Source organism: Hydrogenophaga sp. UC242_53, assembly GCF_042696965.1.
GTDB lineage: Bacteria > Pseudomonadota > Gammaproteobacteria > Burkholderiales > Burkholderiaceae_C > Hydrogenophaga.
In genome coordinates this window covers 4,843,732-4,865,471 of sequence record NZ_CP170552.1, presented here as the reverse complement: position 1 = coordinate 4,865,471, position 21,740 = coordinate 4,843,732, and the positions used below count along the sequence as shown (strand labels likewise).

Annotated in this window: 21 protein-coding genes and 2 pseudogenes; 15 read left to right on the top strand and 8 right to left on the bottom strand. The window is 69.1% G+C overall.

Annotation, left to right across the window (positions count from 1 at the left end; translation table 11 throughout):
* Window positions 1-166: 166 nt before the first annotated feature.
* On the bottom strand, window positions 167-1,369 hold the full coding sequence (locus tag ACFJI0_RS24450; protein WP_382322693.1) for a LysR family transcriptional regulator: 1,203 nt from the start codon (window positions 1,367-1,369) through the stop codon (window positions 167-169).
* Window positions 1,370-1,470: 101 nt separating this feature from the next.
* Here ACFJI0_RS24450 and ACFJI0_RS24445 point away from each other — a divergent pair, with 101 nt between their 5' ends.
* Window positions 1,471-2,115, top strand: coding sequence for an NAD(P)-dependent oxidoreductase (locus ACFJI0_RS24445; RefSeq protein WP_382322692.1), 645 nt, complete (start codon window positions 1,471-1,473; stop codon window positions 2,113-2,115).
* 308 nt (window positions 2,116-2,423) lie between these two features.
* Here the strand turns inward: ACFJI0_RS24445 and ACFJI0_RS24440 are convergent.
* Window positions 2,424-4,509: pseudogene (locus tag ACFJI0_RS24440) on the bottom strand (acetoacetate--CoA ligase).
* Between the two features lie 130 nt (window positions 4,510-4,639).
* On the opposite strand from ACFJI0_RS24440, the gene ACFJI0_RS24435 reads away from it, so the two are divergent.
* From ACFJI0_RS24435 to fahA, 9 genes are all read left to right on the top strand, one after another.
* Window positions 4,640-5,680, top strand: coding sequence for an SMP-30/gluconolactonase/LRE family protein (locus ACFJI0_RS24435; RefSeq protein ID WP_382322691.1), 1,041 nt, complete (start codon window positions 4,640-4,642; stop codon window positions 5,678-5,680).
* Window positions 5,681-5,763: 83 nt separating this feature from the next.
* Window positions 5,764-6,483, top strand: coding sequence for a TetR/AcrR family transcriptional regulator (locus ACFJI0_RS24430; RefSeq protein WP_382322690.1), 720 nt, complete (start codon window positions 5,764-5,766; stop codon window positions 6,481-6,483).
* Complete coding sequence (locus ACFJI0_RS24425; RefSeq protein WP_382322689.1) at window positions 6,480-7,424, top strand: ABC transporter substrate-binding protein; 945 nt, start codon at window positions 6,480-6,482, stop codon at window positions 7,422-7,424. The genes ACFJI0_RS24430 and ACFJI0_RS24425 overlap by 4 nt, the downstream gene beginning before the upstream one ends.
* A 35-nt stretch (window positions 7,425-7,459) precedes the next feature.
* Entirely contained in the window at window positions 7,460-8,227 is a 768-nt protein-coding gene (locus ACFJI0_RS24420) for an ABC transporter ATP-binding protein (protein ID WP_382163500.1), read from the top strand.
* Window positions 8,228-8,230: 3 nt separating this feature from the next.
* Window positions 8,231-8,980, top strand: coding sequence for an ABC transporter permease (locus tag ACFJI0_RS24415; RefSeq protein ID WP_382322688.1), 750 nt, complete (start codon window positions 8,231-8,233; stop codon window positions 8,978-8,980).
* A gap of 61 nt (window positions 8,981-9,041) precedes the next feature.
* On the top strand, window positions 9,042-9,626 hold the full coding sequence (locus ACFJI0_RS24410; RefSeq protein WP_382322687.1) for an ABC transporter permease: 585 nt from the start codon (window positions 9,042-9,044) through the stop codon (window positions 9,624-9,626).
* Complete coding sequence (locus ACFJI0_RS24405; protein WP_382322686.1) at window positions 9,563-9,826, top strand: ABC transporter permease; 264 nt, start codon at window positions 9,563-9,565, stop codon at window positions 9,824-9,826. Before ACFJI0_RS24410 ends, ACFJI0_RS24405 begins: the two co-directional genes overlap by 64 nt.
* 35 nt (window positions 9,827-9,861) lie before the next feature.
* On the top strand, window positions 9,862-10,671 hold the full coding sequence (locus ACFJI0_RS24400) for a cyclase family protein (protein ID WP_382163506.1): 810 nt from the start codon (window positions 9,862-9,864) through the stop codon (window positions 10,669-10,671).
* 2 nt (window positions 10,672-10,673) lie between these two features.
* Complete coding sequence (gene fahA, locus ACFJI0_RS24395) at window positions 10,674-11,996, top strand: fumarylacetoacetase (RefSeq protein ID WP_382325814.1); 1,323 nt, start codon at window positions 10,674-10,676, stop codon at window positions 11,994-11,996.
* A gap of 33 nt (window positions 11,997-12,029) precedes the next feature.
* Here the strand turns inward: fahA and ACFJI0_RS24390 are convergent, their stop codons facing one another.
* Window positions 12,030-12,719, bottom strand: coding sequence for a TerC family protein (locus ACFJI0_RS24390; protein ID WP_382322685.1), 690 nt, complete (start codon window positions 12,717-12,719; stop codon window positions 12,030-12,032).
* Window positions 12,720-12,930: 211 nt separating this feature from the next.
* Here ACFJI0_RS24390 and ACFJI0_RS24385 point away from each other — a divergent pair.
* Window positions 12,931-14,233 (top strand): annotated as a pseudogene (locus ACFJI0_RS24385) (solute carrier family 23 protein).
* Between the two features lie 6 nt (window positions 14,234-14,239).
* Here the strand turns inward: ACFJI0_RS24385 and ACFJI0_RS24380 are convergent.
* Window positions 14,240-14,863, bottom strand: coding sequence for a hypothetical protein (locus ACFJI0_RS24380; protein WP_382322684.1), 624 nt, complete (start codon window positions 14,861-14,863; stop codon window positions 14,240-14,242).
* On the opposite strand from ACFJI0_RS24380, the gene ACFJI0_RS24375 reads away from it, so the two are divergent.
* Window positions 14,862-15,575, top strand: a complete 714-nt coding sequence (locus tag ACFJI0_RS24375) for a hypothetical protein (protein ID WP_382322683.1) — start codon at window positions 14,862-14,864, stop codon at window positions 15,573-15,575. The two genes, ACFJI0_RS24380 and ACFJI0_RS24375, sit on opposite strands and share 2 nt — an antisense overlap.
* Window positions 15,576-15,645: 70 nt before the next feature.
* Window positions 15,646-16,068, top strand: a complete 423-nt coding sequence (locus ACFJI0_RS24370; protein WP_382163513.1) for a hotdog fold thioesterase — start codon at window positions 15,646-15,648, stop codon at window positions 16,066-16,068.
* Window positions 16,069-16,080: 12 nt separating this feature from the next.
* On the opposite strand, the gene ACFJI0_RS24365 is transcribed toward ACFJI0_RS24370, so the two are convergent.
* Together ACFJI0_RS24365 and ACFJI0_RS24360 are read right to left on the bottom strand one after the other, a co-directional pair.
* A complete protein-coding gene (locus ACFJI0_RS24365; protein WP_382322682.1) occupies window positions 16,081-16,440 on the bottom strand; it encodes a hypothetical protein in 360 nt (119 codons plus the stop codon).
* A complete protein-coding gene (locus ACFJI0_RS24360) occupies window positions 16,437-17,003 on the bottom strand; it encodes a cob(I)yrinic acid a,c-diamide adenosyltransferase (protein ID WP_291119221.1) in 567 nt (188 codons plus the stop codon). Before ACFJI0_RS24360 ends, ACFJI0_RS24365 begins: the two co-directional genes overlap by 4 nt.
* Window positions 17,004-17,204: 201 nt before the next feature.
* Between ACFJI0_RS24360 and ACFJI0_RS24355 the strand changes: the two genes are divergently transcribed.
* Together ACFJI0_RS24355 and ACFJI0_RS24350 are read left to right on the top strand one after the other, a co-directional pair.
* Window positions 17,205-17,432 carry a hypothetical protein gene (locus tag ACFJI0_RS24355; protein WP_382163517.1) on the top strand — a complete coding sequence of 76 codons (228 nt, stop codon included), beginning with the start codon at window positions 17,205-17,207 and terminating at the stop codon, window positions 17,430-17,432.
* Window positions 17,433-17,517: 85 nt separating this feature from the next.
* Window positions 17,518-18,942 carry an FAD-binding oxidoreductase gene (locus ACFJI0_RS24350; protein ID WP_382322681.1) on the top strand — a complete coding sequence of 475 codons (1,425 nt, stop codon included), beginning with the start codon at window positions 17,518-17,520 and terminating at the stop codon, window positions 18,940-18,942.
* A gap of 21 nt (window positions 18,943-18,963) precedes the next feature.
* On the opposite strand, the gene ACFJI0_RS24345 is transcribed toward ACFJI0_RS24350, so the two are convergent.
* Window positions 18,964-20,838, bottom strand: a complete 1,875-nt coding sequence (locus ACFJI0_RS24345) for an ATP-binding protein (RefSeq protein ID WP_382322680.1) — start codon at window positions 20,836-20,838, stop codon at window positions 18,964-18,966.
* Entirely contained in the window at window positions 20,822-21,484 is a 663-nt protein-coding gene (locus tag ACFJI0_RS24340) for a response regulator (RefSeq protein WP_382322679.1), read from the bottom strand. The genes ACFJI0_RS24345 and ACFJI0_RS24340 overlap by 17 nt, the downstream gene beginning before the upstream one ends.
* Window positions 21,485-21,740: the final 256 nt, after the last annotated feature.

Genomic DNA, 21,740 nt, shown 5'->3' with positions numbered 1-21,740 from the left:
ACCGCGGCAAGGAGAACCCCATGCTGTCCAAGGCTGTCGTGCTGCTGTCGCTGGTCGCGCTGATCTTTCCCATGGTGTTCTTCACCTTTGCGTCGCCGCCACTGCTCATCCTGAAACACGACACGCCGCAGGACGCGCGTTTCGTCCGGGGCTTGTTCAACTACTACTACTCGGTGGTGGTGGTCGCCGCCAGCCTCGGGGGCCTGGGCCAGCTGGCGGTGGGCCGCGTCGCGGTGGGGCTGGCCATGGGCGGTGTGGCGGCCTTTGTCTTCGCGGTGCGCCGCTGGGTCGTCCCGCGCATGGACGCGCTGCGGGAACGGATCGCGGGCGGAGACGCCTCCGCCATCCCGAGTTTCCGGCGCCTGCACATGGCGGGCATCCTGCTCAACCTGGTGCAGGTGGGCGTGGTCGCCTGGGGCATGGCGAAGCTCGCCGCGCTGTAAGAGGCGCTCAGCCCGGCCGGGCCGCGAAGTGCTGCTGCAGGGCCTGCAGCGCATGGCGCACCTTGGCCGGTTGTTCGCCGCGCCGGGGCGTGACCGCAAACACCGCCGCCGGCTCCAGCCGCCAGTCCGGCAGCACGGGCGCAAGCCGACCTTTCGGCCTGGGCCTGGCGCACGTCGTCGGCCATGCCCACGTACAGACCCCATCCCGCCAGCGCCATGGCCTGCAGCGCGGTCACCTGCGAGGCCAGCAGGCGCGCTTCGACGCGCACCTCTTCGCGCTCGCCTTGCGGGCCCTGGAAGCTCAGCGTGTCCACCGCCGTGCCGCGCGGCGGCAGGCCCAGCCAGTCGTGCCCGGCGAGTTCGCCTGGGTGGCGCGGCCAGCCGCGTTCGGCCAGGTAACGCGGCGCGGCGCAGAGCTGGCGCTGGAGTTCCCCCAGGCGGCGCGCGACCAGGGAAGAATCGGTGAAGCGGCCTACGCGCAGCGCAAGGTCCACCCGCTCGCCGATGAGGTCGATGGGCGTGTCGTCCAGCAACAGGTGCAGCCGCAGCCGGGGGTGGCGGCGCAGCGGTTCGAGCGCGCTGGCCAGCAGCTCGCCGAAGCCGATCGGCGCGGCCAGGCGCAGCTCGCCCTCGGGTTCGTCGCGCAGGCGCTCCAGCGCCTGGTCGGCACTGCGGGCCTGGGCGACCATGGCGGCGCAGGCGGGGTAATAACGCTCACCGGCCTCGGTGAGCGTGAGGCGGCGGGTGGAGCGGTGCAGCAGCACCAGTCCCAGGGCCTCTTCGAGCAGGCGCAGCTGCTGGCTCACGGCCGAGGGTGTGCTGCCCAGGCGGCGAGCGGCGGCGCTCAGCGAGCCGCTGTCCACGATCTCCGCGAACAGCGCCATGCGTTTGAGCTTGTCGGTCCAGGCGGTGGTTTCGCTGCTCATTGATTAGATTTTCTACAAGAAGAAAGCGGATTTTGCCGCCTACCGCGCTTTTCGTGTAGCCAGGACACTAGATCCATCCCAACCTTTTCAGGAGTCCCGTCATGAAGATCGCCCTCATCGGTGCCACCGGTTTCGTCGGCAGCGCCGTGCTCACCGAACTGCTTTCGCGCGGCCACAGCGTGACCGCCCTCGCCCGCCACCCCGACAAGCTGGCCGCCCAGCCCCGGCTGCAGGTGGTGAAGACCGACGTGACCGACGCCGCGCAGGTGGCCCGGGCCGTGGCCGGCCACGACGCCATCGTGAGCGCCTACAACCCGGGCTGGAGCGAGGCCGAGATCCACCGCCTGTTCGGCCTGGGCTACGACGGCATCCTGGCCGGCGCGAAGCAGGCCGGTGTGCAGCGCGTGCTGGCGGTCGGCGGCGCGGGCAGCCTGGAGGTGGCGCCCGGTCTGCAGCTGGTGGACACGCCCGAGTTTCCGGCCGAGTGGAAACAGGGTGCGCTGGCCGCGCGCGACCTGCTCACGCGCCTGCGGGGTGAGAAGGAACTGGAATGGAGCTTCATCTCTCCCCCCATCGCACTGGCGCCGGGTGAGCGCACGGGCCAGTACCGCACGGGTGGTGACCAGTTGTTGCCCGGCCAGGGCGAAGCGCCTGCCGGCATCTCGGTGGCTGATCTGGCGGTGGCGATCGTGGACGAAATCGAGACGCCCAAGCACACCCGCCAGCGCTTCACGGTGGCGAACTGAGGGTTCACGCCGACACGAACGGGGGAGGCCGCCGGGTGCCCGGCTCCGCGGCTGTCCCCCGGGGCGGCTTCGCCGCCCCTCCTCCTTTACGCCGCTGCGCCGGACACCCGGTGACCTCCCCCTCTGTGGCACGCGGACGGTCGAACACCCCCGCCCACCCTCAGCACGCTGCGGCTCGCGAGTGCCGGGCGCTCTGCGCAGCGGGGTCAAGGAGGAGGCGGCACCAGCCGCCGGGGGACACCCGCGGAGCAGAGCGCCCGGCACTCGCGGGCACCACGAGGTGCAGGCGCGAAAACCTGGCAGAGCAGCTACGCCCGCGCCCGCGAAGCCGCGAATTTCACGTACCAATCCAGGCAGCCCGGGTTGCGCGATGGCCTCGCGGTTGATGACCTTCTCCAGCGGCTGGCCGAGCAGCAGTTTCTTGATCGGCAGTTCCTGCTTCTTGCCCGAGAGCGTGCGCGGAATCTCGGCCACCTGAAACACGCCGTTGGGCACGAAGCGCGGCGACAGCGCGGTCTTGATGCTGTCGTTGATGCGCGCCTTGAGCGCATCGTCGAGCACGGTGCCTTCGCGCAACACCACGAACAGCGGCATGTAACTCTCGCGCCCGAGGTACTCGAGGTCCACCACCATGGAGTCCATCACCTCGGGCAGGGCCTCGACCGCGCTGTAGAGCTCGCTCGTGCCCATGCGCAGACCATGGCGGTTGATGGTGGCGTCCGAGCGGCCGTAGATCACGCAGGAGCCGTCCGCGCCGATGCGCAGCCAGTCGCCGTGCCGCCAGACCGCGCCGGCCTCAGGGCCGAGGTCGCCACCCCCGGGCTTGCGGCCCTGGCCCGGCGGGTAGGTGTCGAAATAACTGCCGATCAGGCGCTGGTGGTCCACGTCGCCCACGAAGTAGAGCGGCATCGACGGGATCGGTTGCGCGCACACCAGCTCGCCCACTTCGTCGATCACCGGCTGGCCCTGCTCGTTCCACGCTTCGACCGCGCAGCCCAGCAGCCGGCACTGCATGCGCCCGGGCGTCTGCGGCAGCTCGCGGTTGCCGCCGATGAAAGCGCCCGCGAAGTCGGTGCCGCCCGAAATGTTGCACCACCAGATGTCCTGCTGCGCCTCGCTCTTCGCGATGCGGCGGAACTGATCGGTGCCCCAGCGCTGCGCGTCTTCCGACAACGGTGATCCGGTGGTGCCGAGCGCGCGCACGGCGGACAGGTCGCCACACGCGGCCAGGTCGACGCCGGCCTTGATGCAGTTGGCGAAGAAGGCCGCGCCCGCGCCGAAGAAGGTCACGCCCAACTCGGCGGCGAAGCGCCAGAGCGTGGTCCAGTCGGGCTTGTCCTTGCTGCCGCCGGGGTTGCCGTCGTAGATCACGCAGGTGGTGCCGTTGAGCAGGCCGCTGGTCTGCGCGTTCCACATCACCCAGCCGGTGGAGCTGTACCAGTGGAAGCGCTCGCCCCAGCTGTTGGGGTGGTAGCTGCAGCCCACGTCGTTGTGCAGGATCTTGAGCGCCATGCCCACGATCACCGTGCCGCCATGGCCGTGCACGATGGGCTTGGGCAGGCCGGTGGTGCCGCTGGAATAGACGATCCACAGCGGGTGGTCGAACGGCAGCCACAAGGGTTCGAAGGCGGCGGTGGCGGCATCGTCGCGCGCGGTGGCGGCCGCGAAGCTGGCACAGGGCGATGCGGCCTGCAGCGCCTCGGCCTGCGCCGCCTCGCCTTCGGCCAGGTTGGTGTGCAGCACCACGTGGCGCACCGTGGGCAGGGCCGCGCGCAGCTCGGCCACCACCGCCAGGCGGTCGTGGTCGCGGCCGGCGTAGCTCACGCCGTCGCAGGCGATCAGCACCACCGGCTCGATCTGGCGGAAGCGGTCGAGCACGGCGTTGGTGCCCATGTCGGGCGCGCAGATGCTCCACACGCCGCCGATGGACACCGTGGCGAGAAAAGCCACCATGGCCTCGGGAATGTTGGGCAGGTAGGCCGCCACGCGGTCGCCCGGCTGCACGCCCTGGGCCTGCAGGTGCTGCGCGAGCGAGGCGACCTGGCGCCGCAGCTCGGGCCAGCTCAGCTCCACGTGCCGGCCCTTTTCATTGCGGCTCACCACGGCGGAAAAACCCGCCTCGTGCGCCGGCCGCACGTGGCGGAACACCTGCTGCGCGTAGTTCATGCGCGCGCCGGGAAACCAGGGTGCGCCGGGCATCACGTTCTTCGCCAGCACGGCCGTGTGCGGCGTGGGCGACTGCAGCTCGAAGTAGTCCCAGATGCTTTGCCAGAAGCCGTCGAGGTCGGTGATGGACCAGCGCCAGAGCGCGCCGTAGTCGTCGAAACGCAGGCCGCGGTGCTCGGCGAGCCATTGCTGGTAGAGGCGGATCTGGGGCACGTGGGGCGCGGTCATGCGCCGAGCTTAGACCGGGCCCGCGCCCGGTACGACTAGGGTTTGTACGGTTGTACAAGAATCGGCGCCAACCGTTCAATGCCCCCTTCGCCGGCCGCAGCCCGCGGCCCGCCTCATCGGGGAACCCACCATGCCTTCGACAAACAACCCGCTGGACGGCTTCCAGGTCGACCGCGCCGCCATCCGCACCATCGGCCAGGACCTGCAACGGCCCGAGTGCATCCTGGCCGAGCGCGACGGCACGCTGTGGGCGGCCGACGCGCGCGGCGGCGTCACGCGCATCGGCGCCGACGGGCAGCAGCGCTTCATCGGCCAGCGCGCCGACCAGCGCTTCGCCAGCGCCGCGCAGGCTTCGCTGCACGACGTGGAGGCCAAGTACACGCAGGGCACCTTGCCCAACGGCCTGGCCTTCGCGGCCAATGGCGACGTGCTGATCGCCAACTTCGGCACCGACCGGCTGGAGGTGATGGCGCGCGACGGCCAGACGCGCACGCTGCACGACACCATCGACGGCCAGGCGATCGGCAAGGTCAACTTCGTGCTGCGCGATTCGAAGAACCGCATCTGGCTCACCGTCTCCACGCGCGTGAACCCCTGGACCGTGGCGGCCAGCAGCCGCGTGCGCGACGGCTACATCGCGGTGGTGGACGAACGCGGCCTGCGCGTGGTGGCCGACGGCTTTCACTTCACCAACGAGATCCGTTTCGACGCGAACGAGGAATGGCTCTACATCGTCGAGACCACCGGGCCGCACATCAGCCGCATGCGCGTGGTGGAGTCGGCCCAGGGCGTCGCCCTGGCCGACCGCGAGGTGTTCGGGCCCTCCCACCTGGGCGGCTTCCCCGACGGCATCGCGTTCGACGCCTTCGGCAACCTCTGGTGCACGCTGGTGATGACCGACCAGCTGATCGCGCTCACGCCGCAGGGCGAGCGGCGCCTGCTGCTCGACGACGGCAACCCCGAGGCCTCGAAGGTGCTGCTGGACCACATGAACGACGGCACGCTCACCGCCGAGGACATGCTGCGCGCGCGCGGCACGCTGGCGCCCTGGATGGCCAGCGTCACCTTCGGCGGGCCCGACCTGCGCACGGTCTACATCGGTAGCCTCATGGGCACCACCATCCCCTTCTTCACCTCGCCCGTGCCCGGCCTGCCCATGGTGCACTGGTAACACACCAGCGCCCGCCTTCCGCACGACCCGGCCCAGGGTTTGTACGGGTGTACAACATTTTTGAACACATGTTCAATACCGCCATGCCGTCCCGCAAGCCTGAGCCTGCCCGTCGCCAGAAGAGTGCCGCGCCCCGCCCCGACCGCCAGCAGGCCATCCTGCTCGCGGCCGAGAAGCTGTTCGCGCAGCGCGGCTACCACGCGGTGACGATCCGCCAGATCGCCGAAGAGGCCGGCGTGCCGCTGGCGCTGGTGGCCTACTACCACGGCCCCAAGCAGGACCTGTTCCACGCGGTGTTCGCGCACTGGAGCCACACCATCGAGGAGCGGCTGGCCGCGCTGGACGCCGCCTCGCAGGACCCCGACGACCCGCAGACCCTGCCGCGCATCGTCGAGGCCTTCGTGGCGCCGGTGATCCGCATGCGCTCCAGCCCCGAGGGGCAGTTCTACGCCCAGCTGGTCGGCCGCGAACTGGCCTACCACGGCGAGGAGTCCGACCGCGTGCTGCGCGAGTTCTTCGACCCGCTGGCGCACCGCTTCATCGATGCGCTGCACCACGCCCTGCCGCGCGCCAGCCGCGCCGAGGCCGCCTGGGGCTACCAGTTCGCGCTCGGCGCCCTGCTGCACCACCTGGTGGATGTGCGCGTGGAGCGCCTCTCGCTCAACATCAACCGCGCCAACGACCCGGCCGCCGCCGAGCGGCTGGTGCGCTTCATCGTGGGGGGACTGCGCGCCGCGCTGTGCCCCCCGCCCCCGCTTTCGCCCCGCCCCCCGAGCAAAACCAACCACAGGAGACCCCAATGAAACGTCGCACCGCCCTGGCCGCCCTGGCCTCTGTTCCCGCCGCCGCCGTGAGCCTGCCGGCTTTCGCGCAGAGCCCCACCAAGATCGTGTTCGGCTACACCGCCGTGACCGACTTCGCCTCGGTGTTCGTCGCGGCCGAGAACGGCTACTTCAAGAAGCGCCTGCTCGACGTGGAGCTCAAGTTCATCCCGATCAACTCCACCATCCCGGCCGCGGTGCAGGCCGACTCGCTGCAGATCGGCGGCCCCACGCCCAGCGTGTACCTGCAGTCGGTGGACGGCGGCCTGGACCACGTGGTGGTCGCCGGTGCCGGCGTGACCTCCAAGACCATCACCGGTTTCGGCCTGGTGGCCAAGGCCGGCAGCGGCATCCGCAAGGCCCAGGACTGCGTGGGCAAGAAGATTGGCGTGCCCGGCCTGGGCGCCTTCCTGCACGTGACCTTCCGCGCCTGGCTCAAGAGCCAGGGCGTGGACTACACCAAGGTGAACTTCGTCGAAGCCTCGTTCCCGCAGCACGGCGACCTGCTGCGCGGCGGTTCGGTGGACGCCGTGGTGAGCGCCGACCCCTTCATGAGCCGCATCACCGACTCCGGCGTGGGTTACGTGGCCTCGTACTACTCGACCTTCCTGCCCGAGAACCAGCCCACCATCATCCACGTCGCGCGCCGCGACTGGGTGCGCAAGAACCCGTCGGCCGCGCGCGGCTTCCGCGAGGCCGTGCAGGAGGCCGCGGCCTTCATGAACCAGCCGAAGAACGACGCTGCCGTGCGCGCGGCCATCGGCAAGTACATCAAGCTGCCGCCCGAGGTGATCGCCAAGGTGCAGATCTCGCCCCCCATGGCGGTGGTGACCGAGAAGCAGCTCAGCTACTGGGTCGACCTCATGAAGGACCAGGGCATGCTCAAGACGGTGCCCGACGTGGCGCGCCTGATCGCCAAGTGAGGCACGCCACGCCCCACGCCAGCGCCGCTTCGACCATGACCGATACCGTTCTGCACTTCGACCGCGTCGCCATCGAACTCGGTGGCCGGCAAATCCTCTCACCCACCGAACTGACGGTGAAGCGCGGCGAGTTCGTGTGCGTGATCGGCCCCTCGGGCTGCGGCAAGACCACGCTGCTGCGCGCCGCCGCCGGCTTCGTGACGCCCAGCCAGGGCAGCGTGCGCCGCCAGGGCGCGCCCATCACCGGCCCGAGCCGCGAGGTGGCGTTCGTGTTCCAGGACTACGGGCGCGCCCTGCTGCCCTGGCGCACGGTGCAGGCCAACGTGAGCCTGGCGCTGGAGGCGGCGAACGTGCCGGCGGCCGAACGGCCCGCGCGCATCGAGCACGTGCTGAAAACCGTGGGCCTGGCCGCGCACGGGCACAAGTTCCCGGCGCAGCTCTCGGGCGGCATGCAGCAGCGCGTGCAGATCGCGCGCTGCCTGGCCCAGCGGCCCGACGTGATGCTGATGGACGAGCCCTTCGGCGCGCTCGACGCGATGACGCGCGAGACCCTGCAGGACGAGCTGGCGCGCCTGGTGCGCGAGGAAGGCCTGACGGTGATGTTCGTCACCCACGACCTGGAGGAAGCGCTGTACCTGGGCGACCGCGTGATCGCGCTGCGCAGCAACCCCACGCCCGAGCTGCCCAGCCTGGCCGCGCTGATCGACGTGCCGCTGCCACAGCCGCGCGACCAGCTCAGCACCAAGGAACACCCCGAGTTCCTGCGCCTGCGCCGCGAGCTCTACCACTACCTCGGGCACTGAACGATGAAGCTGAAGTCCCTTGCGTTCCCGGCCCTGCTGCTGGGCGCGCTGGAAATCTGGGCCCGCACCACGGGCCAGGGCAGCGATGCCATCGCCCCGCCCAGCGCCGCGCTGCGCGCCTTCGGCGGCGCGGTCACCGACGGCTCGCTGCTGGAGGCCACGGCCTTCACGCTCGGCACGGCCGCGCTCGGCCTGCTGATCGGCGCGCTCGGCGGCCTGCTGCTGGGCACCTTGTTGGGCCTGTCGCGGCGCGCCGCGCAGCTCGGTTTCCTGAGCGTGGAAGTCGCGCGCCCCATTCCGTCGGTGGCGCTGATCCCGCTGGCCATGCTGGTGTTCGGTTTCGGCCTGCGCATGGAGCTCAGCGTGGTCGCCTTCGCCTGCCTGTGGCCCATGCTGGTGCTCACGCAGGCCGCGGTGCAACAGGTCGAGCCCCGCCTGCTGGAGGTGGCGCGCGCGCTGGAACTCACGCCGCGGCAGCGCTTCGCCTGGATCATCGGCCCGGCCATCGTGCCGCGCCTGTTCGTCGCGCTGCGCCTGGGCGTGGCGATCGCCCTGGTGGTCGCCGTCACGGTGGAGATCGCGGCCAACCCGCACGGCATGGGCTACGCGATGATGATCGCGCAACAAAGCCTGGACCCGGCGCTGATGCTGGCCTGGCTGGCCTGGATCGGTGTCGTGGGCTACGTCATCAACGTCGGCGCGCTCGCGCTGCAGCGCCGCGTGGCGCGCGCCATGGGGGAGCAGGCCGCATGAGCGCCGCGCAGGGCCGCCCCAAGCAAGCTCGCACCGCGGTGCGGAGCACGAAGGATTTCGAATGAGCGCCGCACACAAAACCAACCGCACCTTGAACGCGCTCGGCAGCGCCTCGGGCTCCGTGCTCGTGCTGGCCGCCTTCATCGCCCTGTGGTGGGCCGCCAGCACCAGCGGCTGGGTCAACCGCGCCTTCCTGCCCACGCCACAGGCCACGCTGCAAAGCCTGGTGCAAGGCCTGGCCGGCGGCGACCTGGCGGCCTACACCTGGGCCACGCTCAGCCGCATGTTCAGCGGCTGGGTGCTGGCCAGCGCGCTGGGCATCGCCCTGGGCGCGCTGATCGGCAGCTCGCAGCGCGCCAGCGAATGGATCGGCCCGACCCTGGAGTTCATCCGCCCGCTGCCGGCTTCGGCCGTGATGCCGCTGGCCATCGCGCTCTTCGGCCTCTCCGGCGGCATGGTGCTGGCCGTGGTCGCCTTCGGTGCCATGTGGCCGGTGCTGCTGGCCACGCTGCACGGCCTGGCAACGTGCACAAGCAGTTGCGCGAGGTCTCGCGCTCGCTGGAACTCAGCCACCTGGCCTTCGTGCTCAAGATCGGCCTGCCCAACGCCATGCCCGACATCCTGGCCGGCATGCGGCTGTCGATGACGGTCTCGCTCATCGTCTCGGTGGTGGGCGAGATGATCGCCTCGCAACCCGGCCTGGGCCAGGCCATCCTGCTGGCCGCGCGCTCGTTCCAGGCCAGCGAACTCTTCGCCGGCATCGTGCTGCTCGGCGCCATGGGCTTTGCCAGCAACGTGGTGCTGGCCCTGGCCGAACGCTCGCTGTTGCGCTGGCAACGCCCCTGATTCCCAACATCACCGCCCCACTGGAGAACACCGCCATGCCCCGCAAATTCATCGACCTGTCCATCTACCTGGAGAACGACGTGGTGAGCGACCCGCCCGCGTTCGCCCCCAAGATCCAGTACTTCACGCACGACAACACCTTCGAGCAGATCGAGCCCTTCTTCCCAGGGCTGAAGAAGGAAGACCTGCCCGACGGCGAAGGCTGGGCGGTGGAGCTGGTGCAGCTCTCCACGCACAACGGCACGCACCTCGATGCGCCCTACCACTTCCACTCCACCATGGACAAGGCGCTGGGCGAGAAGAAGCCCGCGATCGCCATCCACGACGTGCCGCTGGAGTGGTGCTTCCAGCCCGGCGTGAAGCTGGACTTCCGCCACTTCGCCGACGGCTACGTGGTCACGGCCGCCGACGTGGAAGCCGAGTTGAAGCGCATCAACCACACCCTCAAGCCGCTGGAGATCGTGGTGGTGAACACGCGCGCCGGTTCGCGCTACGGCCACAACGACTTCGTCTCGGCCGGCTGCGGCATGGGCTATGAAGCCACCATGTATTTGCTGGAACGCGGCGTGCGCCTGACCGGCACCGACGCCTGGAGCTGGGACGCGCCCTTCGTGCACACCGCGCAGAAGTATGGCGAGACGAAAGACGCCTCGCTGATCTGGGAAGGCCACAAGGCCGGGCGCGACATCGGCTACTGCCACATCGAGAAGATGCACAACCTCGAGGCCTTGCCGGCCGACGGGTTCTTCATCTCCTGCTTCCCCCACAAGATCCGAGGCGCCTCGGCGGGTTGGACCCGTGCCGTGGCCATCTTCGACGACGCCCTCCAAGCCACCGCCGCATGACCATGGAACTCAACCACACCCACGACGCGAACACCCGCAGCTGGCTCGAATCGGCCAACGCCCCGGGCACCGATTTCCCGATCCAGAACCTGCCCTTCGGCGTCTTCCGCCGCAAGGGTTCCAGCGAGGCCTTCCGCGGTGGCGTGGCGATCGGCGACCAGGTGATCGACCTGGCCGCGATCGCGCGCGACAACGCGGTCTCGGGCCCGGCTTCGCAGGCCGTCAACGCCTGCACCGGTGACGCGCTCAACGACTTCCTGGCCCTGGGCCCGACCGCCTGGCGCGCGCTGCGCCACGCGCTGTTCGACCTGCTCAAGACCGGCGCCAACGGCCCCGGCGTGAACGCGCTGCGCGCCAGCCTGGTGCCGCAGGCCGAGGTGGAGATGCGCGTGCCCACGCGCATCGGCGACTACACCGACTTCTACACCTCCATCCACCACGCGCGCAACGTGGGCCGCGTCATGCGCCCGGACGACCCGCTCACGCCCAACTTCCAGTGGCTGCCGATCGCGTACCACGGCCGCGCCTCCAGCGTGGTGGTCAGCGGCACGGCGTTTCGCCGCCCCATGGGCCAGGCCATGGCACCGGGCGCCGCCGCGCCGGTCTACGGCCCCTGCCGCCGGCTCGACTACGAGCTGGAGATGGGCTTCTACATCGGCCCGGGCAACGCCATGGGCCAGCCGATTCCGCTGGCCGAGGCCGAGCAGCACATCTTCGGCATGTGCCTGCTCAACGACTGGTCGGCGCGCGACCACCAGTTCTGGGAAATGGCGCCGCTGGGCCCCTTCCTGGGCAAGAACTTCTGCACCACGGTCTCGCCCTGGATCGTGACCCTGGAAGCGCTCGCGCCCTACCGCGTGCCCTTCGCGCACCCGGCCGACGAGCCGCAGCCGCTGGCCTACCTGGACAGCGCGGCCAACAGCGAGCGCGGCGGCGTGGACGTGCAGCTCGAAGTGCGGCTGGAGTCGCGCGAGCATCGCGAGCGCGGCATCGCGCCCGACCGCCTCTCGGCCACGAGCTTTCGCCACCAGTACTGGACCATCGCGCAGATGGTCGCGCAGCACAGCGTGGGCGGCTGCAACCTGCAGCCCGGCGACCTGCTGGGCACCGGCACCATCTCGGGCCCCACGCACGCCGAGGCCGGCGCCATCGTGGAACTCAGCGTGGGCGGCACAAAGGACGTGCCGCTGCCGGGCATCGGCGCGCAGCGCCGCTTCCTGGAAGACGGCGACACGGTGATCCTGCGCGGCTGGTGCGAGAAGCCGGGCGCGGCGCGCATCGGCTTCGGCGAGAGCCGGGGCGAGGTGCTGCCCGCGATCGGTTGAGAGACGGGCGGGGCCAGGGCGCTGGCGCCCCCCTCAGGCCTCGGCCTTGCTCGTGGCGCGGGCCTGCATGAACTTGCCCAGCCCCACCACCAGCAGCGCCCCCGTGGCCGCCGCGACGTAGTGCAGCCAGGGGTGGGCCATGGTGTAGCCCTGCATCAGGTGGTCGTTGACGACGGTTTCGCCGCCAACCCAGCCGATCAGGGCGGCGCCCAGGGTCACGATGACCGGGAAGCGCCCCATGAGCTTGATCATCAGCGTGGAGCCGAAAACCACCAGCGGAATGCTGATCGCCAGGCCCAGGATCAGCAGCACCATGTTGCCCTGCGCCGTCGCGGCCACGGCGATCACGTTGTCCAGGCTCATCACCAGGTCGGCGATCAGGATGGTGCGGATGGCGGCCATCATCGTGCCCGTGCCCTTGTGGTGCCCGTCCTCGCCGTCTTCGTCGCCGCTGAGCAGCTGGTAGCCGATCCACAGCAGCAGCACGCCGCCGATGACCTGCAGGAACGACAGCTCCAGCAGCTTGGCCGCCACCACCGTGAGCACGATGCGCAGCACCACGGCCGCGCCCGAGCCGAACAGGATGGCCTTGCGTTGCTGCTCGGCCGGCAGCGAGCGCGCCGCCAGGGCGATGACGACGGCGTTGTCGCCCGACAGGATGATGTTGATCCAGATGATCTTCACCAGACCGACCCAGAAGTCGGCGGTGCTGAGGAATTCCATGGTGTCTCCAGCGTTTCGGGTTTGAAGGGTGAAGGCGCACTTTAGGAGCGAAAAACGGCCTCCCTCATGCGGGGTTCTGCGTAAACTTTGCGCGCCTTGGAGTCGAAACTTAAGCGTGTTAAGTCTGCTGCGGCTCAGAGGCTTTGCGGGCACAATGCCTGCGGCGCGAGGGGCGCCTTTTTTCACAACACGACAACGAGGAGACCGTGCCATGGGCATGTTCAACTGGACGGAGAAATCGGCTTCCACGCTCAACCAAGGCGGCGTGATCGCGCCCGATGAGCGCCTGCCCTGCGCACAGACGGCGGTGATGGGCGTGCAGCACTTGATCGCCATGTTCGGCGCCACGGTGCTCGCCCCCATCCTGATGGGCTTCGACCCCAACGTCGCCATCCTCATGAGCGGCATCGGCACGCTGATCTTTTTCCTCATCACCGGCGGCAAGGTGCCCAGCTACCTGGGTTCGAGCTTCGCCTTCATCGGCGTGGTGATCGCCGCCAGCGGCTACGCGGGCCCGGGCCCCAACGCCAACATCGGCGTGGCGCTGGGCGGCATCATCGCCTGCGGCCTGGTCTACACCCTCATCGGCGCCATCGTGCAGGCCGTGGGCACGGGCTGGATCGAGCGCTTCATGCCGCCGGTGGTCACCGGCGCGGTGGTCGCGGTGATCGGCCTGAACCTGGCCGGCATCCCCATCAAGAACATGGCGCCCACCGGCTTCGATGCCTGGATGCAGGGCATCACCTTCGTCTGCGTGGCGCTGGTGGCCGTGTTCACCAGCGGGATGGTCCAGCGCCTGCTGATCCTCATGGGCCTGATCATCGCCAGCATCCTCTACGCCGTGCTCACCAACGGGCTGGGCATGGGCAAGCCGCTGGATCTTTCCGGCATCGCCAACGCCTCCTGGTTCGGCATGCCCAGCTTCAGCGCGCCGGTGTTCCAGATGAACGCCATGCTGCTGATCGCGCCGGTGGCGATCATCCTGGTGGCGGAGAACCTGGGCCACATCAAGGCCGTGACCGCCATGACCGGCCGCAACCTGGACCAGTACATGGGCCGCGCCTTCATCGGCGACGGCGTTGCGCACCATGGTGGCCGGCAGCGCGGGCGGCACCGGCGTGACGACCTACGCCGAGAACATCGGCGTGATGGCCGCGACCAAGATCTACTCCACCGCGATCTTCCTGGTGGCGGGCCTGATGGCCGTGCTGCTGGGTTTCAGCCCCAAGTTCGGCGCGCTGATCCAGGCCATTCCGCTGGCCGTCATGGGCGGCGTGTCCATCGTGGTGTTCGGCCTGATCGCCATCGCCGGCGCCAAGATCTGGGTCGACAACAAGGTCGATTTCTCCGACAACAAGAACCTGCTGGTGGCCGCGATCACGCTGATCCTGGGCACGGGCGACTACACGCTGAAGTTCGGCGGCTTCGCGCTGGGGGGCATCGGAACGGCCACCTTCGGCGCGATCATCCTGTACGCCCTGCTCAACCGCGGCCGGGCCACGCCCAAGGCCTGAGCCTCCTCACCGGCGCGTGCGCTCGGGGGCGGCCTTGTCCGCCCCCACCTTCGGCGGCCCGCTGACCGCGCCGCCGATCCGGGACCCGATGGCGGTGCCGATGCCCGGCAGGATCGCCGTGCCGACCGCCGCCCCGGCCAGGGCGCCCCAGGAAATCTCCACCGCCGGCTCGCGCGTGGGCCCCTTCGCGGCGAAGGGCACGCTCACGATGCCGCCACCGATCGCCAGCTCCCCTTGCGCGTCGATCTGCTGGCGGTGCAACGTGGCCTTGCCCGTGGCGCTGTAGCTGCCCGCCACCGCCTTCACCTCGGTGAACTCCGTCCGCATGCCCTGTTCGGTGTTGCGCGTGGCCATGACGCCGCTGAGGCTGTCCAGCGGCGTCTGGCCGGCGCGGTCCTCGCCCAGGGACTTGATGGCCTTGTCCAGGTCGATGCGCAGCAGGCGGGCGCGCTCCACGTCGAGCACGCTGCGCGTGCGCAGCGAGCGGAACAGCTCGACCGCCGTGTCGCCTTCGGCGCTCAGTGCCGTTTGGCCCGAGGCAAGGCCACCGACGAACGAGCGCCGGTGAAAGGCGCCCATCAGCGCAGCCACGTCCACGCGCCGTGGCGCGAGCTCCCCTTGGAGCACCATGCGGCCGTCGGCCGAGGTGCGCCAGCCGTGCCTGGCCGTTCGCCGATCCGCCACCCGCCTGCACACGCAGCTGGTAGAGGTCCGCGCCGCCTTCGGCTCGGCCGTCGCGCGTGGCGTCCAGCGAGACCGGTGGATTCGCGTCCGGCCGGCGGATCTGCAGGCGGCCCGGCCGACGGTCCTCGTCCAGCTCGATCTCGCCCTCGTACACCAGGGGCACCTCGCTGTAGGAGATGTAGGTCACGTCGGTGAACACGATCGAGCGCAAGACCAGCGTGCCCGCCTGGCTGTCCGTGGTCTTGCCCCGGTAGGCGGCCAGCGCCTTGCGCGGCACCACGGCGCCATCCACCTCCAGGCGGTCGATGACCAGTCGCTTGCGCCACAAGGGCATGAGCTGGGGGCGGATCGCGATGCGCCGCACCTCGATGGCTTCGGCTTGTTCGGTGCGGGCGTCCAGCACCTCGACTTCCGGCACGCCGAGCACGCGCCAGCGCACCGCGCCCACCACGAGCTTCTGGCCCAGGCGGGCCTCGAATTCGGCCTCCACCCGCCGCGCCAGCTCGTCATCGCTGGGCAGCCACGCCCACACGGCCAGGCAGGCGAACACCAACAGCGCCACCAGGGCGGCTGCGGCCAGGGCCCAGCGGCGTGCGAGTGTCATGAAGGGGGTTGCTCCAACCTGGATGGTGCGGGCGCGCGCCGCCGCCGTCTGTAGGCATTCGCCGCCTTCTGCGTGGGAAACCGGCCGTCTCCTATAGTGACCCCACCATCACAGGAGCCCGACCTTGCCCATCTGGAAAAAACCCATCTCCGTCGCCGAACTCACCGCCATCCACAAGGACACCGCCGTGCAACACCTCGGCGTGGAGTTCCTGGAGGTCGGCGACGACTTCATCCGCGCCCGCGTGCCGGTGGACACCCGCACCAAACAACCGTATGGCCTGCTGCACGGCGGCGTGAGCGTGGTGCTGGCGGAGACGCTGGGCTCGTGCGGTGCGGCCTACAGCTGCCCCGAAGGCCACCGCGCGGTGGGCCTGGACATCAATGCCAACCACCTCAAGGGCGCCACCAGCGGCTGGGTGACCGGCGTCACGCGGCCGGTGCACATCGGCCGCACCACGCAGGTCTGGCAGATCGACCTGACGAACGAGGCGGGTGAACTCACCTGCGTCTCGCGCATCACGATGGCGGTGCTGGGGCCGCGCTGACCGGTCGGCGGCTCAGCCGCGTTCGCAGCGCCCCTGCGCCGTGGCCTGGCTCCGGAAGTCGCTGGTCCAGGTCTGGGCGGCGGTGTCGATCTGGATGCGCTCGTTGTCGACCGCAGTGAGGATCACGGTCTCCCGCACCGTGAAGGTGTAGACCGGCACGCCGTCGATGTGCACCGAGCGCACGCGCTTCTTGTCGTAGCCGATGCGCACGGTGCGCGTCCACGTGGTGCGCGCGGGCTGGTAGGCCGCCTCGCACACCAGCGTCACCTCACTCGCCGTGTCGGCCTTCTTGCCCTTGCCTTGCGCGGCGGCAGGCCCCACCACCCCGGTGGCCAGGCCCAGCACCAGCCAGGCGGCGACGGCGACCCTCATGGTGCGTCGGCCTTGGCCAGACGCTCGCTCTTCCAGTAGACGTCGTCACCGCCGTTCATGCGGTTGAGCACACGCGCGAGCACGAACATCAGGTCGCTCAGGCGGTTGAGGTACTGGCGCGGCGTTTCCTTCAGCTCTTCGGCTTGACCCAACGCAACCACGGCGCGTTCGGCGCGGCGCGCCACCGTGCGGCACACATGGGCCTGGCTGGCCGCGCGGTTGCCGGCAGGCAGGATGAACTCCTGCAGGCGCGGCAGGGCCTCGTTGTGCGTGGCCAGCGCCTCGTCGAGCGCGAGCACGGCCTCGGGCTTGAGCAGTTCAAACCCCGGGATGGACAGTTCACCGCCCAGGTTGAACAACTGGTGCTGGATCTCCACCAGCAGCTGGCGCACGCCCTCGGGCATCTCCTCGCACAGCAACACGCCGATGTGCGAGTTGAGCTCGTCCACGTCGCCCATGGCGTGCACGCGCAGACTGTCCTTGGAAACGCGGGTGTTGTCGCCCAGCCCGGTGGTGCCGGCGTCGCCGGTGCGGGTGGCGATCTGGGTGAGTCGGTTGCCCATGAAATGCCTCTTGTTGGCCGATGGTGAGACAGCGATTGTCCCCGAGGTCGGGCATCCGGCCGGAACCCGTAACCGGATGAGGGGAAATGTGTCTGAGGCAAAGGTGTTTGGCAGAGCGCAACGGCAGGCAAAAGCGCTTGGCCCGGGCCGATGATGCGGGCGTAATGCGGCTTCGTTCCCCGTTTCAAAGGAGTCACACCGATGTCCCGCTTTCGTCTCCAGTCCCCGCTCTCCATCTCGGATTTCGAGAAACGCAGCGTGCAGCTGATGGCCGCCTGCGCCCTGGGGCTGGCCGGTCTCTCCAGCGTGCAGGTCGCACCGCCCACGCGCCACGCCCTCTCCGCCTTCACCCCGTCCTCGCGCCAGGCCGACACACCGCGTCCCGTGCGCCTGAACCCCCACACCGCCCTCCTGCCCGCCCGCCGCTGAGGGCGGGGCGCCCGGGCCGCACACGGCGGCCCCCAAGGCTTAAACTGACCGACTGCACACCCCACTGCTGCCGGAGACAAGCCCCATGAACGCCCCCACCGCCCTGAGCCACCTCACCCCCGAAGTCCACCAGCGCGCCGTCCCGGCCGAGTTCCTCACGGCCCTGCAGGCGCGATTCGGCGCGCAATGCTCCACCGCCCTGGTGGTGCGCGAGCAGCACGGCCGCGACGAGTCGGTGTACGAGGTGCCGCCGCCGGTGGCCGTGGTGTTCGCCGAGAGCACGCAGGACGTGGCCGATGCCGTGAAGCTGGCCGCCCAGCACCGCGTGCCGGTGATCCCCTTCGGTGTGGGCTCCTCGCTCGAAGGCCACCTGCTGGCCGTGCAGGGTGGCATCAGCATCGACGTGAGCCGCATGAACAGCGTGCTGTCCATCAACGCTGAAGACCTGACCGTGACCGTGCAGCCCGGCGTGACGCGCAAGGCGCTCAACGAAGCGGTCAAAAGCGAAGGCCTGTTCTTCCCGATCGACCCGGGCGCCGACGCCTCCATCGGTGGCATGTCGGCCACGCGCGCCTCGGGCACGAACGCGGTGCGCTACGGCACCATGCGCGAGAACGTGCTGGCGCTCGAAGTCGTCACCGCGCGCGGCGAGGTCATCCGCACCGGCACACGCGCCAGAAAGAGCAGCGCCGGCTACGACCTCACGCGCCTGATGGTGGGCAGCGAAGGCACGCTGGGCGTGATGACCGAGATCACGCTCAAGCTCTACCCGCTGCCCGAAGCCATCTCGGCCGCGACCTGCTCCTTCCCCACCATCGAAGCCGCGGTGCACACCGTGATCCAGGTGATCCAGCTCGGCGTGCCGATCGCGCGCTGCGAACTCATCGACCACAACACCGTGCGCATGGTCAACACGCACAGCAAGCTCGGCCTGCGCGAAGAGAACATGCTGCTGATGGAATTCCACGGCTCGCCCGCGAGCGTGAAGGAACAGGCCGAGACGGTGCAGGAGATCGCCAGCGAGTTCGGTGGCAACGCCTTCGAATGGGCCGACACGCCCGAGGAGCGCACGCGCCTGTGGACGGCGCGGCACAACGCCTACTTCGCCGCGATCCAGAGCAAGCCGGGCTGCCGCGCGATCTCCACCGACACCTGCGTGCCCATCAGCCGCCTGGCCGACTGCCTGCTGGACTCGGTGAGCGAAGCCGACGCTGCCGGCCTGCCCTACTTCCTCGTCGGCCACGTGGGCGACGGCAACTTCCACTTCGGCTACCTGATCGACCCCAACAAGCCCGAAGAGCACACGCTGGCCGAGGAACTCAACCACAAGCTGGTGGCGCGCGCGCTGAGCCTGGAAGGCACCTGCACCGGCGAACACGGCGTGGGCCTGCACAAGATGGACTTCCTGGTGACCGAGGCCGGCACCGGCGCGGTCGACATGATGCGCACCATCAAGCGCGCGCTCGACCCGGACAACATCATGAACCCGGGGAAGATCTTCGCGCTTTGAGGTCCTCCAGCTGCATGCCTCTCACATGGAGGCGCATTCCGTCACGGACACGCCCACCGAAGTTCCTTTGCCGCGCACGCTAGCGAGCTTGGTCGACTGCCCCAGCAAGGTCGCCATGCGCTTGACGCTGTACAAGCCAATTCCCATGCCCTCGGGCACGCGCTCCAGCTCGCCGCCGCGCTGGAATGCCTCGAAGCACCGGGCCGCATCGGCCTCGCTCATGCCGATGCCGGTGTCGATCACCATAAGCCACAGACGCCCCTGCCGGCGGCGGCAGCCGATGAGGATGCGGCCGCCTTCGTCCGTGTAGCGCAAGGCGTTGGACAACAGGTTGCGGGCGATGCGCTGCAGCATCAAAACGTCGGTGCGGACAAGCCGGTGCACCGGCAGGTAGCGCAGGGTGATGTGGTGCGCCCGCGTCCACTGGCGAAACTCCTGCACCACGGGTTCGAGCACGGCGTGCAGGCTGACCACCTTGAGGTCCAGCACGGGTTGCTCGTTCGTGCTCATCTGGCGCATGCTGACCATGAAGTCGTTGACGGTTCTCATGGCTTCGTCAATGCCTTGCAGAAGCCCCTCCTGTTTGCGCAGGGGTGCATCCCGCAAAGCTTGCACGTACAGGTTCACGCTCTGCAGTGGCTGCAGAAGGTCGTGCTGCGCGGCGGCGTAAAGCAGGCTGCGGTCTTGCGCCCGCGAGACGCTGGCGCGCAGCAGGTTGCGCCTGCGCAGAATCTGCGCACTGACCGCACAACCCAGCAAGGCCGCCACCAGGGCGCCCTGCACGAAGTTGGAGATCAGGGTGACATGGATGGGCAGTTCCATCAGCCGATAGAGCACATACAGCAGGCCCGAGAACGCATAGACCCCCCACACGGCCAGAAACAGCAAGCGGTGCATCTCCGCGCGCCGGATAGCGTGGCGCAAGGCCAGGACCATCATGGCGAAGGCGTAGACAGTTCCGCCCATCACCAGCATCCGGCGGGAGGTGTAGGGCCAGAGGCCTGCCACCAGCGGCACGACCATCAGCCAGAGCCATGCGCCCAGGCTCAGCAAACGGTCCGCCATGGGGTCCTCGGCGCGCGTGTCCAGAAACACCCGGGCGTGCAAGGCGCTCAGTCCGAGCAGGCCGACGTAGCCGGCCCAGCCCAGCCACCCGGTCTGCCAGCGATCCAGCCACGGCAGCAAATGGTGCATCGCGCCGGAGACCCACATGGCTCCCAGCATCTCGCAGGCTGCCATGGCCAGGAACAGAGGCAGTGAGCGGTCCGCCGCCACCGGGATCAGCGTCAGCACGTACAGCACCACCACCAGGGGCACGGCCAGCATCATGCCGATGCCCAGATGCAGCTTCCCCTGCGTCAGCACGAAGGCGTCGTCCTGCATCGCAAACAGAGGAAAGCGCATGAGGTTGTAGCCATCGAGCCGCAGCATCAGGCGCACCTCCTGCCGGCCCTGCAAGTGAAGCCGCCAGGCTGGGTAGAGCAGACCGGAGGAGATGGCGAGTGGACGAAGACGCTCCAGTTGCGCATGCTCCACCCACTGCCCGCGGTCGTCCTGCAGCCACAGTCGCACCTCATCCTGGGTTGGCAACTCGTAGGTGAGCACCCAGGATCGGGGCTTGGCATCGGGGTTGTTCAGGGTGAGCTGCGCCCAGTAGGGGTAAGGCAGGCCCTGGCGAAAGGCGTGGTTGGCGTGCGGCAGGCGGGCCGCCTGACCCGATGCGACCCGTGCAGCGATCTGTTCGGGACCGTATTCGCCCTGGGGGTCGGCCACGGCCTGCAGCGCCGACCACAGCGGCACTCGGTCCGTGACGGGGTCCAGCGCCATCGCGGCCGCACCGGCCCAAGTCCCGAACAGCAGGGCCGCCGTGAGCAGCGGTCTAACCCAGCAAGCCATGCGCTTTGACCCATGCCATGTATTGCATGGAGGCCTGAGTCCGGTTCTGCACGCCCAGACGTTGAAAGATGGTGTTCAGATGGGTGCTGACAGTCTGCTCACCAATCTTGAGGCGCAACGCGATCTCCCGGTTGCGATAGCCACTGGCCACCTCGGCCAGCACCGCACGTTGGCGCTCCGTGAGCAGGTCGACGGGGTGATGTGGTGCCTCCCCCTCGCTGGCCGGCACCGACAGACCCAAAGCGCACGGCGTTGCCGATCCTGGCAGGAAAGGCTGGAGCTTCTGGACGAAGTTCTGAGGCAGCGCCGACTTGGAGATGAAGGCCTGCGCACCCAGGTCGAGCGCGGCCTGCTCGGTGGATTTGTCGTCGCTGGCGCTGAAGACGACGATGGCGATGCCCGGCGCCACCTCCCGCAGGGCGCGCAAGGTCGCCAACCCCCGGGAATCCGGCAGATTGAGATCGGCAATGACCAAGCTGGGCGGCTCGCGCCGCCGCAGCAGGCGCTTCTTCGCCTGCATCAGCGAGCCCACGATCACGACGCCACAGTCCGCGTGGGCCTGAGGGTGCAGCACCGCCAGGCTGGCCGTGATCGAACGGATCATCATCGGGTGATCTTCGACGATGAGGATGTCGAAATGGCTCATCGCGCGGGAGATGAACTCAGGAATAACGAACCCATGTTGGATGTCCTCCCTCGGTTCTTGAATTGTTCGTATGGGCCCTTCTGAAAGAGGGCCTGGGCTCAAGAACGCTCAGCCGCGCAATCTATTTCGGCGCGCGCACCACAACGCACATGACGCACGAGTTCGCGTCATGAGTCATTGAAGGACTCTGTTCAGGGAACGAATCGACGCACCGGCACCCCGATGCGTGTACCCCGGGAGGTTCGATCGGTGGGCG

Bases quoted from the DNA above. Each gene is read 5' to 3' on its own strand.
- ACFJI0_RS24450 (WP_382322693.1), bottom strand. From the start codon at position 1,369: ATGAGCAGCGAAACCACCGCCTGGACCGACAAGCTCAAACGCATGGCG.
- ACFJI0_RS24445 (WP_382322692.1), top strand. From the start codon at position 1,471: ATGAAGATCGCCCTCATCGGTGCCACCGGTTTCGTCGGCAGCGCCGTG.
- ACFJI0_RS24435 (WP_382322691.1), top strand. From the start codon at position 4,640: ATGCCTTCGACAAACAACCCGCTGGACGGCTTCCAGGTCGACCGCGCC.
- ACFJI0_RS24430 (WP_382322690.1), top strand. From the start codon at position 5,764: ATGCCGTCCCGCAAGCCTGAGCCTGCCCGTCGCCAGAAGAGTGCCGCG.
- ACFJI0_RS24425 (WP_382322689.1), top strand. From the start codon at position 6,480: ATGAAACGTCGCACCGCCCTGGCCGCCCTGGCCTCTGTTCCCGCCGCC.
- ACFJI0_RS24420 (WP_382163500.1), top strand. From the start codon at position 7,460: ATGACCGATACCGTTCTGCACTTCGACCGCGTCGCCATCGAACTCGGT.
- ACFJI0_RS24415 (WP_382322688.1), top strand. From the start codon at position 8,231: ATGAAGCTGAAGTCCCTTGCGTTCCCGGCCCTGCTGCTGGGCGCGCTG.
- ACFJI0_RS24410 (WP_382322687.1), top strand. From the start codon at position 9,042: ATGAGCGCCGCACACAAAACCAACCGCACCTTGAACGCGCTCGGCAGC.
- ACFJI0_RS24400 (WP_382163506.1), top strand. From the start codon at position 9,862: ATGCCCCGCAAATTCATCGACCTGTCCATCTACCTGGAGAACGACGTG.
- fahA (WP_382325814.1), top strand. From the start codon at position 10,674: ATGGAACTCAACCACACCCACGACGCGAACACCCGCAGCTGGCTCGAA.
- ACFJI0_RS24390 (WP_382322685.1), bottom strand. From the start codon at position 12,719: ATGGAATTCCTCAGCACCGCCGACTTCTGGGTCGGTCTGGTGAAGATC.
- ACFJI0_RS24375 (WP_382322683.1), top strand. From the start codon at position 14,862: ATGCGGCCGTCGGCCGAGGTGCGCCAGCCGTGCCTGGCCGTTCGCCGA.
- ACFJI0_RS24380 (WP_382322684.1), bottom strand. From the start codon at position 14,863: ATGGTGCTCCAAGGGGAGCTCGCGCCACGGCGCGTGGACGTGGCTGCG.
- ACFJI0_RS24365 (WP_382322682.1), bottom strand. From the start codon at position 16,440: ATGAGGGTCGCCGTCGCCGCCTGGCTGGTGCTGGGCCTGGCCACCGGG.
- ACFJI0_RS24360 (WP_291119221.1), bottom strand. From the start codon at position 17,003: ATGGGCAACCGACTCACCCAGATCGCCACCCGCACCGGCGACGCCGGC.
- ACFJI0_RS24355 (WP_382163517.1), top strand. From the start codon at position 17,205: ATGTCCCGCTTTCGTCTCCAGTCCCCGCTCTCCATCTCGGATTTCGAG.
- ACFJI0_RS24350 (WP_382322681.1), top strand. From the start codon at position 17,518: ATGAACGCCCCCACCGCCCTGAGCCACCTCACCCCCGAAGTCCACCAG.
- ACFJI0_RS24345 (WP_382322680.1), bottom strand. From the start codon at position 20,838: ATGGCTTGCTGGGTTAGACCGCTGCTCACGGCGGCCCTGCTGTTCGGG.
- ACFJI0_RS24340 (WP_382322679.1), bottom strand. From the start codon at position 21,484: ATGAGCCATTTCGACATCCTCATCGTCGAAGATCACCCGATGATGATC.